Origin of the sequence: Pontibacter sp. Tf4 (assembly GCF_014212495.1) — a bacterium.
Lineage (GTDB): Bacteria > Bacteroidota > Bacteroidia > Cytophagales > Hymenobacteraceae > Pontibacter.
In genome coordinates this window covers 78,042-95,137 of the sequence record NZ_JACKZC010000009.1, presented here as the reverse complement: position 1 = coordinate 95,137, position 17,096 = coordinate 78,042, and the positions used below count along the sequence as shown (strand labels likewise).

Sequence of the window (17,096 nt, the reverse complement as noted above, 5' to 3'; positions counted from 1 at the left end):
GGTTAGATGATGATTTCTTTATAAGTTTTACGATAGTTCTCGTACTGTTCTAACAGCTTTTCAAAGTTATCATGCACGCTCTCGAACTTGTCTTGTTTAATGTCGTGCTCCAGCTGTTTGGCTAGTTCGGCAAGTTGGTTTATACCTAACGTAAAGCCGGTTCCTTTTAGCTGATGCAATGTACTTAAAATACTCTTGTAATGTTGTGTCTGCAGTTCTTTTTTGGCCTCCTCCAGCAATTCAGCGGCTTCCTGCTCAAATTCTTCGTACAGTTGCCTTGTAAATTCTTCGCCACCGATCTGCTTCAGCTGTTCTACAACTTCTTCATTTATAATAGCTTGTCCTTCTCCTTCCGGGGCTGTGTTTTGGGTGCCTTCGGGGGTGCTGTCTTCAAGCGTTTGCTTGCCATACCACTCAGGCTTTTCCCATTTACTGATCACGGCCAGCAGGTCTTTGCTCTTCACCGGTTTCGATACATAGTCATCCATGCCCTGGCCCATAAACTTGTCGGCATCATCCTTCATCGAGTAAGCTGTCATGGCCACTATAGGCGGGCAGGCATTTTTTAGCTTTTCCTTGATGTGCTTTGTGGCCGTAACACCATCCATCTCGGGCATTTGTATGTCCATAAAAATGATGTTATAGTTGTGCGTAGTAGCCAGCTCTATGGCCTCAAAACCATTCGAGGCGATGTCGGTGCGGCAGTTCAGGCGTTCCAGCTGCTTTTGTGCTACTTTCTGGTTTATCTGGTTATCGTCTACCAGCAGCACATACGGGCTGTTTTCGAGCACTTCTACTTCGGCATTCTGCTCCTGCAGGCGTAGCTGCTGTTCTTTAACGGCGGCATCGTCAGCTTTGCGTACTTTTATCTTAAACCAGAAGGTGCTGCCGTCATTCTCTTTCGATTCCACACCAATTTCGCCGCCCATAATGTGGGTGAGCTGCCGCGAAATGGCAAGGCCCAGGCCGGTGCCACCAAAAGTTTTGGTAGAGGAGTTATCGAGCTGTGTAAAGTCGGTGAACAACAGCTGCTGGTCTTCGGGGCTGATACCTATACCGGAATCTTTTACCCGCACATGCAGCATGTATTCTTCCGTTTTTTTGTTGATCAGCTCACTGTTTACGGATATGCTTACCTCGCCGGCATTGGTAAATTTAATGGCGTTCGAGGTGAGGTTCGACAATACCTGCAGCAGGCGAGTCTCATCGGTAAGCACGTAGCGTGGTGTGTTATCGGCTATGTTAAAGGTAAAAGTAAGGTCCTTCTGCTGGGCACGGTTGGCAAACAGCGAGTGTATCTTGCCCAGCGTGTCGTGCAGGTCTACACTGCCTTCGTGCAGTACCAGTTTGCCGGCCTGTATCTTGCTCAGGTCCAGGATATCGTTCAGTATAGCCAGTAGCGCATCCGACGACTTGCGCAGCGTATCAATATATTCCTGCTGTTCGGGGTCAGTGTTGATGTGGCTCAGCAGGTCGATCATACCGATGATGCCATTCATCGGGGTGCGCAGCTCGTGGCTCATGTTTGCCAGGAACTGTGTTTTGGCTTTCAGCAGGTGTTCAGCTTCTTCCTTGGCTTCCAGCAACTCGATCTGGGTGCGTTTAAGCTCCGTTACGTCGCGTATTACACCTTCCAGCGCTACCGGCTTGCCATTCTCGTCATACTTCAGGCGGGCATCGGCGAGCACAGTAATCTGGCTGCCGTCCTTGCGGTACATCTGTATCTCATAGTTCCGGATAACTTTCTGGTCCTTCACAAACTGCTGCATGCGCTTCCTTTCTTCAGGATACACATACAGGAACGTAATGTCTTTGCCGAGTACCTCTTCTTCGGTATAGCCCAATACCTGCCTTACCGACGGGCTCACCAGTTCCAGCGGACCCTGCAGTGAAGTACGGTAATACACGTCCTGGAACGATTCGAAAATAGTACGGAACTTCTCCTCGTTCTGGGCCAGTGCCAGCTGCGAGCGTTTTTTATCTGTGATGTCGAGGGCTATACCAGATACTTCTTCAAAGGTCCCGTCTTCGAGGTAGATCGGGTTCAGGAATACTTCGCGCCAGCTTTCCGGGCTTTGCAGGTGTACCTCAAAATGTTGGGGTTTTCCGTTAAAGGCATCTGTGTACTTCTGCAGCCAGAAATCAACGCTAAGTTCATGGTTATCTACCAGGTGGCTTTCAGTCAGGCTGGTAAACAGCTCCAGGTTTTTACCCGACCGCTGCTCGAACGACGAAGCAAAGTTGCGGTTAAAGGAGGTAAGCTCGAAGTTGCGGTTCAATGACCACATGTGGTGCGTACCGCTTTCGAAAATGGCGTTAAGCTTGGCGTTCTGGTTATTTATCTGTTCCTCGTTACGCTTACGTTCAATGGCAAGCGCCACCTGGTTCGATATAAAGTGCAGGATCTCGATATCGGTGTGCACGTAAGCATCCGGATTCTGGTAGTCCTGCAGCGTAATAACGCCAATGATACGGTCGCCGATAGCAAGCGGGGAGCACAGGATCACTTCCGGAACCGAGCCACGAATAGTCAGGTTTTCACGTTCTGCCAGGTCCAGCAGCTCCTGTTTCTGCATGTACAGCGGCTTGCCTGTCTGGATAATGTATTCTGACAACCCATTCGAGAAAGGCCTTGTTCGCTGCGCTGTTGCTGTTTTATCAATAAACTGATCTACGAGGTATGCAAACTGCAGGTAACTATGTTCGTTGTCGCAGAGGGCGATGTAGATGTTGCGCGTTTCGATGATCTTGCTCAGCTCGCGGTGGATGGCGCTGTAAAGCGAGTTAAGGTCCTTACTGCTGATAGCAAGGTTGGCAATACTATAGTATACTTTCTGTAAACGCTCTGCCTTGATGCGGTCTGTAATGTCGTGCAGAATGGCGCGGGTGGCAACCGGGCGGTCGTCCTGCCAGCTACAGGTTATACTCCCGATCAGGTGCACGGGCTTGCCGGCCTTGGTCAGGAAAACCGTTTCGATCTTGTTTACATTTTCGCCTTTGTACAGATTGCGCAGCTGGTAGATCAGCTTGGCCTTATAGTACGGGTGCACTATGTCGTTCAGCGTCAGCGATTCAATGTCTTTGTCGGTATAGCCCAGGCGGTCTTTCCAGGCTTTGTTCACAAATATGAACTTGTTGTCTACCGAAATATTCTGGATAAGGTCGTGCGCATTGTCGAACAGGTCCTGTAGGCGTATTTTGTTATCCTTCAGCGCTTCCATCGCGATACGCTTGTCGGTCATGTCCTTACCAACACTGGTTATGCTCACTACTTCGCCATCAGGTCCGTATTCCAGCATGCAGTTCCAGCGCAGCGTCTTCAGCTGTCCCGATTTGGTAACAATGTTGCGCTCGTAGTAAGTGTTTAAGTGCCGGGTAGCAATGGTGTGTTTCAGGTCTTGCAGGCGCTGCTCGCGTTCGTGTTCGGGTACCAGCAACTCGTAAAAATTCTGGCCTATCAGCTCATCGTATTCATACTCCACATACTTCAGGAAGAAGTTGTTGGCAAACGTGATATTGCCCTCCACATCCAGGCTATAGTGTACCAGGTTCACTTTATCCAGGAAGTTCCGGAACTGCAACATCGACTCCTGCGCTACTTCTTCGCGGCGCTTCGCCTGCTGCATCTGTTTGCGCTGGGTAATGTCGCGCTTAAAAGCCTGCACATAATACTCGCCGTTCAGCATCAGGCGGTTCAGATTTATCTCCGATTCTACAAATGTACCATCCTTCCGGATGTTCTGCCACTCTACGGTTACCGGTACACCTGTTGTTAGTACCTGCTCCATGAGTTGTGCCGTTTTTTCGCTGGAGCGCATGCCATCTGCCTGAAACTCCGGCGAGAAATCCATAGGCGTAGCGCTGACCAGGTCTTCGCGTTTGCAGCGGAAGTACTGCAGGGCTTTTTCGTTACAATCAATTACGCGGCCGTCCTTAAATACCAGTATGGCGTCGTACGATGCATCAAACAGCATTTTGTATTTATCTTCGCTGTGCGAAAGCTGCATCATGAGCTCGTGCCGCGAGATATAGTTGCCAATGGCAGAGCCGACAAAGTCCAGCAGTGCTGTAAAGGAAGGAGTCATGTGGCTGCTGCCGCCCGGCCAGAACAGCAATACAGCCAGCAGTTTTTCGTCGGAGGTAACGGGTACTATCGTCAGCTCAAGCTCGAAATGGGCCGAAAGTTGCCGGGTAAGGGTGGTAAGTGCACGCCTTTTATCCTGTCCTGTCAGTTGGCGGGCAAGGGCAGGAGCTATCCGGAGCTCTGCCGGGTGTTGCATGCCCTTGGCATCGCCGGCCGAGTAAGCGAGTTCTGCCAGGCCGGTACTCTGGGTGTAAGTGTACACACAGCCACAGGTCAGATCGCTTTTGTCCAGCAGCTCCTCCAGGGTATATTTCAGTACATCCTGCTGGCTGCCAGCCACCGACAGGTTGGTGATCAGGTTATTTACAAATTCAAGCTGCCGGTTACGGAAACGTACATCCTGCTCGGTGCCTACCACCTCGTACAGGTTTTTAGCAGAGCCAAATATGCGCTCATCGCCTTTAAAACAGCCTTTGCGCAACGATATCTCGATGGGAAGCAGGTCGTGGGTGCTGTCCTGTATCCACCACTCAAACCGCTGTGGCTCGCCGGCCATTACCTGTTGCAGTTGTTTTTTTAAGGTTACCCGCTCAAACAGGTTCAGGTTAAAGCTGTTGTAAATGGTCTGGCCAACCAGGCTGTTTTTTTTGCGGTCGGCCATGCGTAGTGCCTTTTCGTTAACATCTACAAAAGTGCCGTCCTCATCAACTATAAAAAGGGGCTCGGTGCTGTTTTCGAACACGTTATGATAGCTGTCATCATCTATCTCCACCCTGCCCGGATCGGCGGTTTGCGGTGTTAGTTCCACACACAGAAAAGATGTCTCGTCGTACTCTACCGGTTTGATCGTGTAACTATAGTTCTCACTACCTGCTTTCAGCTTACCGTGGGTGTGGGTTTGCAGCTTTTTTTCAGGGATGCCCAGCAGCTTGCAGAGGTTGTTGCCCGAAGACATTGCACCAAGAGCGGCAGCCGGGGCATTGACAGCCAGCACCTGTCCGGCCTGCGATGCAACTATAAGCAGCGTGCCCGGCTCGTGGAACTGTACCAGCACCTGCAGCAGTGCATTGCCCTGTATCGGTAAGTGTTCTGAAGTTTGCCTGTTAGGTATATATGGCATTATAGTAAGTTGCTAAGGTACAAGAGCAGGAACTATAGGTATTCGTACGCTGCTTTACAAATATTACGATTTAAGAAATAATTTTGCAAGATAAACAGAACTTTTGGTGCCTTCCGTTCCTTGAACCCTTACCGCGAAGACGCAATAAAAGCAGAACCCTGACCATGATACAACCTACGGATAGAAGCAAAAATAAAAGCCTGATTGTGGTGGTAGGGCCTACGGCAGTAGGCAAAACAGACCTGTGCGTAAAGCTGGCAACGTATTTTCAGACCCATGTTGTTTCCGCCGACTCGCGGCAGTTTTACCGTGAAATGCACATTGGTACTGCCAAGCCCACTCCCGAAGAGCAGCAGGGTATTCCGCATCATTTTGTAGACTCGCATAGCATAGTGGAGGAATACAATGCCGGCGCTTATGAGCAGGATGCCCTGCAATTGCTGGGCGAGCTGTTTAAAGTACACGATACTATAGTTCTTACCGGTGGATCGGGATTGTATGTACGTGCCCTGTGCGAAGGTATGGATGATATGCCGGAAACGGACCCGGCCATACGCGAACAGCTGACGGAAACATGGCAGGCCCAAGGACTGGAGCCGTTATTGCAAAAGCTGCAGGAACTGGATCCGGAATATTTTGCCCAGGTGGATAAAGCAAATCCGCAGCGGGTAGTGCGGGCGCTGGAAGTCTGCTTATCGAGCGGGCAGCCCTATTCGTCGTTCCGGCGGAGCGAGCGCCCCGTCCGGCCGTTCAATATCATAAAAATAGGCCTTACCCGCGACCGTACGGAACTATACCAACGCATAGACCAGCGCATGGACCTGATGCTGGAACAGGGATTACTGGAAGAAGCAAAAGCACTTTATCCGCACCGTCACCACAATGCCCTGCAGACTGTAGGCTACAAAGAGATATTTGATTACCTGGAAGAGAAATACGACTGGGATGAAGCAGTACGCTTGCTGAAGCGCAACAGCCGCCGATATGCCAAACGCCAGCTAACCTGGTTTACCAAGCACCCCGACGAATACAGCTGGTTCCATCCGAGCCAGTTCCAGGAGATCATAGAACACATAAAGTTAAAAAGTTAGAAAGTTGGGAAGTTAAAAAGGTGTTAGAAAAGCGCCTATAGTTTGGTTGAAGGATTTTCGTAATTAACTCTCACTCCCAAACGCTATAACTTCTGAACTTTCTAACTTTTTAACTTCCCAACTTTCTAACTCCTAAACTGAAAGTATGTCTATCATGCGGCTCATGGTGGGGTTTATGGCTTTTACTTTAGAAATGGTGTCGATGAACGGGGTGTAGACGAGTTGTGAATTGACAATGCCCGCCATGACGCAGGCCTGGCCCTGTAACAGACCCTCTACACAGGCAATACCCAACTGGCTGGCCAGCATCCGGTCGGCGGCTGAGGGGGCGCCGCCACGCTGTACGTGGCCCAGTATCGTTACACGGGCATCCATCTGCGGAATCTCTTTCTGCACTTTTGCTGCAATCTCTACGGCGGTTCCTTCTTCGTCGCCTTCGGCAACTATAACTATAAACGATGTTTTGGAGCGGCTCCAGCCGGTGCGTAGCGTTTCCACTACCTTGCTTATAGTTGTTTTGGTTTCGGGTATCATCACAATTTCGGCCCCACCGCCCACTGCGCACGGTATGGCAATGTAACCGGAGTCGCGGCCCATTACCTCCACAAAAAATACACGCTCGTGGCTGTCGGCTGTGTCCCGGATCTTGTCTATTGCGTTTATGGCCGTGTTTATGGCCGTATCGTAGCCAATGGTATAATCAGTGCCGTACAGGTCGTTGTCTATAGTTCCGGGCGCGCCAATAGTAGGTATGCCGAATTCTTCGTAAAAAATATTTGCCCCGGTAAACGTGCCGTCGCCGCCAATAGCTACCAGGCCATCAATACCGAATTTTTTCAGGTTGTCGTATGCTTGCTGGCGGCCTTCTTTGGTCGTAAATTCTTTGCAACGCGCCGATTTCAGGATGGTGCCGCCCCGCTGTATGATATTGCTGACCGATGATGACTCCATTTTGAAGATCTCCCCTTTTATCATGCCACTATAGCCACGCCGGATGCCGTAAACCTCCAGCCCGTTATAGATAGCCGATCGTACAATTGCCCGTATGCAGGCGTTCATACCGGGTGCGTCGCCACCGGAACTAAAAACTGCTATTTTATTCATATAGCCTTAAAGTAGTATTTTATTCTTTTGTTTTCAAACAACTATAACTTATACCCGAAAACAGCAAAGAGGTAGCACAAAACTGGGCAGAATTAAAAAATAGTATAAAAGGTTATCTGTTAAATATAGAAAACCGTATGTATGAGCGGTAAACGTTGTTCCCTGTTTTATGCCGGGCTGTGCCTGTAGCGTAACATAAGGTAGATCGGGTTAATCTTACCCCTGAAGCTAAGTAAAGGATAATAGAAAAGTTAGGCAACCTATGTTTGGTTTATTTGAAAGCGAAGAAACAAAAAAGTTGAAAAGCCACCTGACCAATCTGGGCGCACTGGCAAAGATAGACGGGCACCTGGACCCTGCCGAGATCGACTTCATTATTGGCATAGGCACCCGCCACGGCATGCGCGCCAGCGAAGTAAAAAGCCTGTTAGCTGACTCCGGCCGCGTTACGCCGCAGCTTCCGCATAACGATTCGGAGCGTTTTGACCAGATATACGACCTGGTGGAAATGATGCTGGCCGACGGCATTGTGGACGAGAACGAAATGGATTTTTGTATGCACATGGCTACCCGGCTCGGCTTCAAAAAATCGGTGGTAGGGGTGCTGGTGCGCAAAATAACCACAGGCGTAAAAGACGGTCTCACCCGCGACCACATCAAACAGGAAGCACAGGCTTACCTGGATTACTAAGCTGCCGCGCCTATGCGAAACCTGTTTCATAGTAACGCGTTGCTGCTGCTCGTTTACGGGTGCCTGATGATTTGCCTGGCATCGTGGTTCGTTTTTCGGGAGTCCTATGTGCTGCACGAGCTGCATAACCAGCTGCCATTGCTGTTTCTGGTCCGTTTCTCTTTGTTCTGGCTGGTGAGTGTTCTGATTGCAGTAACGCTCTTTCTGCTGCAGTTAAGCTACTATAGTTTATTTCTGAAGGAGCCTGATAAAAAGCTATCGCAGCGGGCAGGTTTTGTGGCGATCGGGCTGGGGATAACCGGCTGCACCGGGGTAGCGTTGCTGATATACTTATACCAGGAATACCCTTCCTATTTCTACCTATAGTTTACCGGGCAATGCTATAGTTACTGAACCTGCCATTCCGGAAAAGATAGACCGTAGTCTGGCCGTTTTGGGTGAGCGCAATCGCATCGTAAGGCGATGTCATCTTCTGACTATCTGCAGTTGTTTTAAGTTCTGTTCCTTTACCACGCAGGCTCAGCGCAATGGGGCTTTGCAGGCTGTTATTCTGCTGCTGCAGGTTCTCGCGGTGTAATTCAAACAGTTGCCAGTTACCATTCTCGCCTTCCAGTAGCGCTACTACCACCACATCCTGGTTCTGCTGTAGTTGCAGCGCAATATCCTGCCGGGTATCTCCATTAAATTCACCTCTTACCAAAATGGAGTCATTGGCGGCCTGTTTTGCTGCGGGAGTGAGTTCCGGCTGTTGCCAGCCCGGGTACTTTTCGGATAGTAGATCTGTAGCAGGCAAAGGTAGACCAGGCATTAACTCGTTTTGATTAACCCGCACGGCATCTTTCCGGGTAGTCGATACAGAATCAAGTGCTGCTGCAGGGGCTTCGACAGTTATCTGTTCATCGGTTACTTCTTCGTTTTTAGGGCCGCAGCCGAGCAGGGAAACTATAAAAATGGCAAACAGGCAGTTCGTTCTCATGGTACTATAGGTTTTGAGGTAACTATAGATAGTGGTACTGCCTTATGGGGCTGCCAGTTACATTGGCCAGAAAACCGGGACCAGCAGCAGAATCGCCATGATCAGGAGTATGGTGAGCGGGGAGCCGATCTTTATAAAATCGCTGAAACGGTACTTGCCCGGGCTATATACCAGAATACAGGCCGGCTCGAAAGGAGTAACCAACGACACCGAGGCCGCCAGCATAATGGCAATGGCAAAGGTACGCGGGTCAGCATCCATCTCCAGGGCTGCGCGTAAGGCCACCGGCACCACCACCAGCGCCGCCGCTGCGTTAGACATCGGTTGGGTCAGCAATACCGTTAGCACCACAAAGCCTGCCAGCACCGCCATTTTTCCCATCGGCCCCATTGTATCTACAATGCCTTTCGCTAAAAAGTCTGCTGCGCCGGAGTTCTCCATGGCCGTACCAAAAGCTGTCATACCCCCGATCAGGATGAGCAATCGCCAGTCTATAGCGGCATAGGCCCTTTCGGTGCTGATGCAGCGGAGCACGATACAAGCTACTGCTGCCATCAAAAAGGCAATAGACAAAGGCAGAATGTTGGTAGTACCCAGCAAAATAGCCAGCATAAAAATAACGATCACCAGCGTGCCCTTTCGTTTTTTGAATAGCAGCGGCTCAAATTCATCGAGTAAGGCCACGTTGCCTGAGGAGCGCAATTGGTTCAGTCGGGTAGAGGCGCCCTGCACCAGCAGTACATCCCCTAATTGCAGGTTAATGCTCCCGATCTTGGAGCGCAGGGTTTCGCCGTGCCGCGAAATAGCGATCACGATCAGGCCGAAGCGCTGCAGAAAGTTTACTTCCTTTACCGTTTTGTTTATCAGGTTGGATTGGCGTGGAATCATGAGCTCTGCCAGGCGTATATCCTCGGTCTGCAGGTCTTTCTCCAGTATCACATCGGCCATGATCTCGATGCCCTTGGTTTCCTTCACCTTCATCAGGTTGTCCAGGTCACCTTCTACCAGCAGCACGTCGTTTTCCTCGATGCGGGTGCGGAAATCCGGCAAAAAGTTCTCTTTCTGACGGATGATGTTAAGTATCCGGAAATGCAGGGTGGTCAGGTCTGACGCAAAAACCAGCTGTCCGATCAGGGGCGAGTCTTTCATTACGATGATTTCTGTCAGGTACTTCTGCAGTTTGTATTCCTCGGTCAGCTCCTGGTCCGGGTTGTCGGGGAGCAGCCGTTGCCCGACGGTCATCATGTACGCAATGCCGATCAGAAAAATGATAAGTCCGATTCCCGATATCTCGAAAAGGCCTACTGGTTCGAGGCCTGTTTTTGCGATATAGCCACTCACAGCTACGTTGGTCGAGGTTCCGATAAGCGTGCAGGTACCGCCAAGGATGGCTGCGTACGCCAGCGGCATCAGGAACTTAGAGGGGTTGGAATTGATGCGTTTGGTAAGGCCCACCAGCGGCGTAATGAACATGGCCGTGACGGTGGTGTTGTTCATGAATGCGGAAACAATGCCGGTCACAAACATTACGATAAACAGCATCAGGGACTTGCTTTTTTTGGCCAGCCCGGCCAGTCGGATCACTGCAAAGTCAAGAATACCGGTTTCTTCGAGGGCAGCGCTGATGATGAAGATAGAGGCAATAATGATGATAAAATCGCTGCTGAAACCGGCAAACGCTTCCTGTGGAGAAATGATACGCATGCTTGCCAGCACGATCAGGATAAGCAGCGTTGTGATTTCGACGGAGAGTTTTTCCGTTGCAAACAGCACTATAGCTATTACCAGAAGTGAAAGCACAAGGGCAATTTCCATAGATGCGGGTCTGTTTAAAGCGGTATTATTACAAGCAGTTTCGGCTTTTACGTTAGTGCTGGCTTGCCGGTGGTATTCTCACTGAAAAAAAATTAAGATTCTTCGGTCTTGTCTGTGTTTTTGAATAAGAAATGGGGCTTATAACTATAGTTTCTCATTTGTCATGTCGAGCGCAGCCGAGACATCTTATGTGTCCGCTTCTTGTCATTTCGAGTGTAGTGAGAAATCTATCTCAGCCTATAGTTGCTAAAGACCTAGCAGCGTGCGCAGCTCCTGCTAGCGTCTGGTGCTATAGATAACATTGCCTACTACCTGAAAAAAGCCATAGTTGCATAGCCGTTCTACATCCTGGGAGCTCTAAGAGCCTACAGTTTTATAGTTTGGTTGGCTCCCTCTGCGGCCGGGAGGCCCCGTCTTCGGGCATCGCGCGGTGTACATTTCCTTTGCTCGTGCCTCGCAATGCTTTCAGCACCGCAAATCTACAAGGCGCTCAACCCAAAGACTGATAACAGTTCGATAGCTGCTGCCTTAGCTATAGTTGCTGTGCTTGCTCTTAGCTTGAGCAGATCGGTTTTACACGTGATTGTAAATCCGAAGGGACAGGTAAACCTGTCCTGTTCGTGGACTTTAACTATAGAACTATAGTTCAAACTATAGCGAAGACAGAGTTCCCCTCCTTGGATAAGGAGGGGCAGGGGTGGTTGGACCTAAAGCAACTATAGAACTGTAACTATAACTATAACTATAGCAGTAATTCCCCTCTTGGGGAGGAGTAGGGGTGTGTTTGCCAACTATGAAACTATTGCAGTCAACTATAGCAAAAGCCCAAATCCTGAAAATCCCATAATCCTGTAAATCCTGATTCAGACAAAACTCCCTCTCCTGTTTTTAGAAGAGAGCTGGGGAGAGGTAAAACATATCCTGAAAATCCCTTAAATCCCAATTAATCCATGGTCCGGACAAAACAAAAAGCTCCTGCTACGGGGTAACAGGAGCTTCTGATCAAAAAACACAAACAATCTATAAATTCTTCATCCAGGCAGTGCGGAGGGCGAGTTGCTGTGGAGTGGCTTGCTCGTTCACTTCAAACATATGCTTCTTTACTTCTTCCTGGCTTAAGATCTTGCAGACAACGTCCTTCTGCTCACCGTTACGCTTTATAGTGAAAGTGTAGGAGTCGCCGATTTGCAGGGTGCCAAGCTTTGGAAGCACCTGGTTGGCATTTCCCAGCGATAAAGGAGTGCCATCAAGCGCGATGAGCTCGTCACCGGCCTGTAGACCAGCTTGCTGCATTTCTGCTTCTACCTGTGTCAGAGAAAGCACGCCGCCCGGCGCACCAATGGCATAACCTAAGCCTTTTACTTTGTTGCCTGTACTTACAGTTCCTTCGTAGTTAATGCCCAGTTTCCCGAAATAGGCAGCAACCGGTAATGGCTCAGCGTTTTTAATGTAGCTGTTCATGAAATCAGCTATTTCGGGGTAGGTTTTTGCGGCGAAGATGTTGAAGAAATCGTTTTCCGGGAACGCTTTATCGGGGCCGTACTCTTTGGAGAGCTCATTGATCACTTCGCGCAGGCCTCTTTTACCACCAGATAATTCCAGTAAGCGGATATCCAGCAGGGTAGCTACCAAAGCGCCGCGGTTGTAGATGTTGTAATACTGCTTGTGGCCTTCAGGTGTGTAAGAAGTAAGTGCCAGTTTCTGCAGGCTATAGTTCTTGTCCAGTTGGTCGTCGATCAGCAGTTTTTGCCGGATATCAGCTAAATAAGCAGGCAGCGGTTTCTGGCCACTGCGCAGCTGCATGATATGCGACGCCCACTCGGTGGTACCCTCATACAGCCACAGGTGCTGCGATGGGGTTGGTTTTTCGAAGTTGAACTGCTCGATCACTTCGCTGTGAATGTTGAGCGGCGTAATGATGTGGAAGAATTCGTGGGCCGCGATATCGGTCAGGTGCTTGGCGTATTGCGGTGTCAGGTCTTTTTCCTGCATCACATAGCCCGAACTATAGGAGTGCTCCCACGCGCCCCAGTCCTGGTCCTCGAAGTGGTACAGAAACGTGTAACGGTCAACCGGGAAATCCACCACAAACTTATGCGCCGACTCCAGCATGGTGGTCATGTTCGCCATCAGGTCCTGCGACTTTATCTTGCCGGTTTTGGAATAAGTATAGATGTCGATGGTGGTGCCATTGTAGTTGGTGGTGGCTTTGGTTAGCTCGCCGGCCATAATAGGGGAGTCAACAATATGGTCGTAGCTGTTGGCCATGTAGTAGCCTTTTTTATCGGTGTTGAGGGCGGTGCCTACCTGCCAATCCTGCGGGTTCTCCAGTTTCAGGCGCATCGGGGTGGCCTGCAGGCCTTTCAGGTAACCAAACACAGCCTGGCCATTTATCAGGGCGTGGTCCTGCTCCAGCGAGGTGCCGCACATGGCGTATATCTGGTCTTTATCAACCGGGGTGTCAAAAGTTTCGGCTATCTGGTAGGTAATTTTGCGTACTTTTTCAGGCTTGCTGAGCTGCCACTGGTTGGTGCTGATCTGGGTGGCTTCTATCTCACGTCCCTTCTTGTCGTAGGCTTTAAAATTCTCTACAAAACGGCCCATGTCCATTGTCTGGTAGGTGCCGGGGGCAGTGGCTGCAAACTGAAACACGTTATTATCCGCCTGTAGCCCTTTTACATGCAGGGTAACTTTAAAGCGGTCGTCGGCGCGGTCGTTCAGGTTAACGGTATAGGTTAGTTCTGGTGTTTTGGCGGCTTGGGCGAGTGGCGCAAAGGCCAGCAGGCACAGCAAAGCAGCCGAGGTGGTTAGCTTTTTCATAGTTGTTTCGAAAGATTTAGCTGAAAGTATAGCATCGCTTTTACTTTTGCCAACAAAATAGATGAACCCACATAACTTGTCGACCAAGGGACGAACGAAGTGACGAAAGCAGGTGGCGGGCGGCATTCCGGGCATTGGCAACAACTATAGTTTGCAGCTCAAACAGCATAAAACAGTGGCTCAGAATCTTCATAATTTGCTGTTTGGCTTAACACTGCCGGCCGTAGTGCGTTTATAAAGAACGTGTAACCAAATTTTATGAGAAGCTATGGAAAGAAACGAGCATTATTACGAACGCAACTATAACCAGTACGAAGACGGTAACCGCTCCGGCGAACGTTACAGCCAGCGCGGCAACTACTATGGCATGTCGGGCAACGACTATGGTTCGGGCAACGTGCGCATGCAGCAACGATCCGATTTTAACGAATTCAGCAGCGGGCCGTCAGGGGGCTATGGCGCCGGAAACTATAACGACATTCACCGCAACCGCGATGACCATTACCGCTATGGCGACGACAACCATTTCAGAAGAAGTCATGGTTATACCGGCCAGAGTAACTATAGCAACCAGGACTACCGAAGCCCGGAATACAGAAACCGGACCAACCAGTACTCTGCCGAGGACAGCTATAGCCGCAGCCAGCCTTATAGTTCGGGGTATGATATAGCCGGCAACCGCCAGTATGCCCGCCAGGAAAACAGTTACCAGAACCCGGGCCACGGCCGCCGCTACAGCGACTATGGCCGCGACGAGCGCTACAACTATAGCCACGAACTGACCGACATACACCATGACCGGGGCGAAGTGCCAAGCAGCTCAGAGAACGACTATAACCCGGGCAACAAACGCGACTATTACGACCACCGCGCCGACTACCGCTACAGCGGAAGCATCGAAAGCCGCAATTCGTCTTCGGACCGTGACAACTATGCTACCGGCCTGTATTCGTCTAACCGCGCTTACCTGGCAGACCACCCCAACGAGAGCGACGGTGAGCGCTACAGCAGCCGCGAAAGACGCCATCCACGCTCCGGGCCAGATTATTCAGCCAGCTCACCGATCAGTGGTTATGGCAATGAGTCTTTTGGTTTGTAAATAGCATAAACAATTTGTCCCGCCTGAAGTTAACCAGGCGGGACTTCTTTTCTACCAAAAATGTATTGTATGAGATTAGGTTACTTCTGGGGCATTCTGCTGCTGATAACGGTTATAGCCGGATGCAAAACCATACGACCAGCCGAGCCCGCCGCCGGCGACGAAACGATAGTAGATGCCTACTGGATGCTGCTTTCGCTGGAAGGCCAGAGCCCGCAGGCACCAAACAACACCCGCGAAGCCTACATCAGGCTACAGGAAACAGAAAACGACCTGAAAGGCAATACCGGTTGCAACACCATCTTCGGCAAATATGAGCTAAGCGGAAAATCGGTGCGGTTCCGTAACATTGGCGCTACCCGCATGATGTGCCCCGACATGGAGCAGGAAACCAAATTTTTGCAGATGCTGGAGCGTGTGGATTCGTTTGAGGTAGCCGGTGAGATCCTTACCCTTTTTGCCGGTTCAGAAGCCGTAGCCACTTTCCGGTCGGGCAACCCCGAAAACCTGGAGCCAACCAACCGCTAACCTATACCTGCGCAAAAACAAACAACAGTTCGCGGCCTATCTGCCGGGCACGCTCCGTGTAGGTCTGTGCCTGCAAAGCCGTGTTGTCTGATAATTTCGGATCGGCGTAGGTGATGGCAATGCGTTTTTCTGCGCCGGGCACAAACGGGCAGTTCTCATCGGCGTCAGAGCAGGTCATGATAGCTGCAAAATGAGTATCCGGGTTAGCTACGTCATCAAACCTCTTGGACCAGACTTCTATAGTTGGTTCGTCAGGGCTATAGTTTACTTTATATTTCGGGTTTATCGTTTCTGATTGCTTTTCTATTTCAAAGCCAAGTTGCTGCATGGCCTGCACGGCAGCCGGGTAAAACGCGGTGGCCTCGGTGCCGCCCGAGAAGGTATGCACACTGTTAACGCCATAGTAGGCAGCTGCAGCCTGTGCCCATAGTTGTGCCATGTGGCTGCGCCGTGAGTTGTGCGTGCAGATAAAAACCAGATTTACAGGCTGGCCGGTTTCCTTCTTTTGGCTGATGTAGCTGCTCAATTGTTTCAGCAGTTCTTTCCGTTCGGCAGGAATTTCTGGAAAAGAAGCTTCCAATTCTGCGGCGGTTCGGGCAAGTTCAGGAGTCAGGCTCATGCGGTTTCTTTAGTTAATTTGTCAGCGTATAGTTTGCGGCGCAACCAGAACGCCACATTTACCAGTGCAATAAGCGCCGGCACTTCCACCAACGGCCCCACCACGCCGGCAAAGGCTTCTCCGGAATTAAGACCGAACACGGCAATAGCTACTGCAATAGCCAGCTCAAAATTGTTACCTGCCGCCGTAAACGCCACCGACGCATTCTCTGAATAATCGGCGCCAGCAGCTTTGCCAACTATAAAACTTACCAGGAACATCACGGCAAAGTAAATGACCAGCGGCACGGCAATGCGCAGCACATCAAACGGTATAGTTACAATCAGCTCTCCTTTTAAACTGAACATCACAACTATAGTAAACAGCAGCGCAATAAGCGTGATGGGGGAGATGGCAGGGATAAAGCGGGTCTGGTACCATTCCTGTCCTTTAAGCGGCACCAAAATCAGGCGGCTCATCAAACCCAGCATAAACGGGATACCTAAGTAAATAGCTACGCTCTCAGCTATAGTGGCGATGGAAATATCAACTATAGCGCCCTCGAAACCGAACAGGGGAGGCAGTTTTGTAATGAACAGCCAGGCATAGAAACTATAGAGAAACACCTGAAAAATGCTGTTGAGCGCTACCAACCCGGCGGCATATTCGCGGCTGCCATCGGCCAGGTCGTTCCAGACCAATACCATAGCAATACAGCGGGCCAGTCCGATCAGAATTAAGCCGGTCATGTATTCGGGGTAATCTCTTAAAAAGGTAATGGCCAGCACAAACATCAGCAGCGGACCGATCACCCAGTTCAGCAACAGCGACAACCCGATCACTTTCACATTCCGGAACACTTTGGGCAGCATTCTATAGTTTACTTTTGCCAGCGGCGGATACATCATCAGGATCAGCCCCACAGCAATGGGAATATTGGTAGTGCCGCTGGATAAGGAGTTGATATAACCGGAACTGTCCGGTATAAAATAGCCCAGCCCCACGCCAACCAGCATCGCCAGGAAGATCCAGAGTGTTAGGTAGCGGTCAAGGAAGCCCAGTTTTTTCCGGTTGTGGGCAGGTGCGCAATGTTCCATGTAAGGGTGTAAAGTTGTGTTATAGTTGATGTATTATCTGGCGCGGAAATTATTTCCGTGACCTGCTATAAAA

12 protein-coding genes are annotated in these 17,096 nt (G+C 50.2%); 5 read left to right on the top strand and 7 right to left on the bottom strand.

Going from position 1 to position 17,096, the window contains the following annotated elements; all coding sequences use genetic code 11:
- Positions 1 to 2: 2 nt before the first annotated feature.
- On the bottom strand, positions 3 to 5,204 hold the full coding sequence (locus H7F15_RS15450; protein ID WP_185197893.1) for a PAS domain S-box protein: 5,202 nt from the start codon (positions 5,202 to 5,204) through the stop codon (positions 3 to 5).
- Positions 5,205 to 5,368: 164 nt separating this feature from the next.
- Between H7F15_RS15450 and miaA the strand changes: the two genes are divergently transcribed.
- On the top strand, positions 5,369 to 6,295 hold the full coding sequence (gene miaA / locus H7F15_RS15445) for a tRNA (adenosine(37)-N6)-dimethylallyltransferase MiaA (protein ID WP_185197892.1): 927 nt from the start codon (positions 5,369 to 5,371) through the stop codon (positions 6,293 to 6,295).
- Positions 6,296 to 6,427: 132 nt separating this feature from the next.
- Here miaA and pfkA read toward each other — a convergent pair whose 3' ends face one another.
- Positions 6,428 to 7,399, bottom strand: a complete 972-nt coding sequence (gene pfkA, locus H7F15_RS15440) for a 6-phosphofructokinase (protein WP_185197891.1) — start codon at positions 7,397 to 7,399, stop codon at positions 6,428 to 6,430.
- A gap of 262 nt (positions 7,400 to 7,661) precedes the next feature.
- On the opposite strand from pfkA, the gene H7F15_RS15435 reads away from it, so the two are divergent.
- Together H7F15_RS15435 and H7F15_RS15430 are read left to right on the top strand one after the other, a co-directional pair.
- Positions 7,662 to 8,090 carry a TerB family tellurite resistance protein gene (locus H7F15_RS15435; protein ID WP_185197890.1) on the top strand — a complete coding sequence of 143 codons (429 nt, stop codon included), beginning with the start codon at positions 7,662 to 7,664 and terminating at the stop codon, positions 8,088 to 8,090.
- Between the two features lie 12 nt (positions 8,091 to 8,102).
- Complete coding sequence (locus H7F15_RS15430) at positions 8,103 to 8,456, top strand: hypothetical protein (RefSeq protein ID WP_185197889.1); 354 nt, start codon at positions 8,103 to 8,105, stop codon at positions 8,454 to 8,456.
- A gap of 1 nt (position 8,457) precedes the next feature.
- On the opposite strand, the gene H7F15_RS15425 is transcribed toward H7F15_RS15430, so the two are convergent.
- The 3 genes from H7F15_RS15425 to H7F15_RS15415 form a co-directional block, all read right to left on the bottom strand.
- A complete protein-coding gene (locus tag H7F15_RS15425) occupies positions 8,458 to 9,066 on the bottom strand; it encodes a hypothetical protein (RefSeq protein WP_185197888.1) in 609 nt (202 codons plus the stop codon).
- A gap of 57 nt (positions 9,067 to 9,123) precedes the next feature.
- Positions 9,124 to 10,881, bottom strand: a complete 1,758-nt coding sequence (locus H7F15_RS15420; RefSeq protein WP_185197887.1) for an SLC13 family permease — start codon at positions 10,879 to 10,881, stop codon at positions 9,124 to 9,126.
- A 1,020-nt stretch (positions 10,882 to 11,901) separates the two neighbouring features.
- Positions 11,902 to 13,701 (bottom strand): PDZ domain-containing protein, encoded by a 1,800-nt coding sequence (locus tag H7F15_RS15415; RefSeq protein ID WP_185197886.1) that lies wholly within the window; start codon positions 13,699 to 13,701, stop codon positions 11,902 to 11,904.
- Positions 13,702 to 13,969: 268 nt separating this feature from the next.
- Between H7F15_RS15415 and H7F15_RS15410 the strand changes: the two genes are divergently transcribed.
- Positions 13,970 to 14,800, top strand: a complete 831-nt coding sequence (locus tag H7F15_RS15410; protein WP_185197885.1) for a hypothetical protein — start codon at positions 13,970 to 13,972, stop codon at positions 14,798 to 14,800.
- A 69-nt stretch (positions 14,801 to 14,869) separates the two neighbouring features.
- Complete coding sequence (locus H7F15_RS15405) at positions 14,870 to 15,328, top strand: META domain-containing protein (RefSeq protein WP_185197884.1); 459 nt, start codon at positions 14,870 to 14,872, stop codon at positions 15,326 to 15,328.
- 1 nt (position 15,329) lies between these two features.
- Here the strand turns inward: H7F15_RS15405 and H7F15_RS15400 are convergent, their stop codons facing one another.
- Positions 15,330 to 15,947 (bottom strand): protein-tyrosine-phosphatase, encoded by a 618-nt coding sequence (locus H7F15_RS15400; protein WP_185197883.1) that lies wholly within the window; start codon positions 15,945 to 15,947, stop codon positions 15,330 to 15,332.
- Positions 15,944 to 17,023, bottom strand: a complete 1,080-nt coding sequence (gene arsB / locus H7F15_RS15395) for an ACR3 family arsenite efflux transporter (protein ID WP_185197882.1) — start codon at positions 17,021 to 17,023, stop codon at positions 15,944 to 15,946. Before arsB ends, H7F15_RS15400 begins: the two co-directional genes overlap by 4 nt.
- Positions 17,024 to 17,096: the final 73 nt, after the last annotated feature.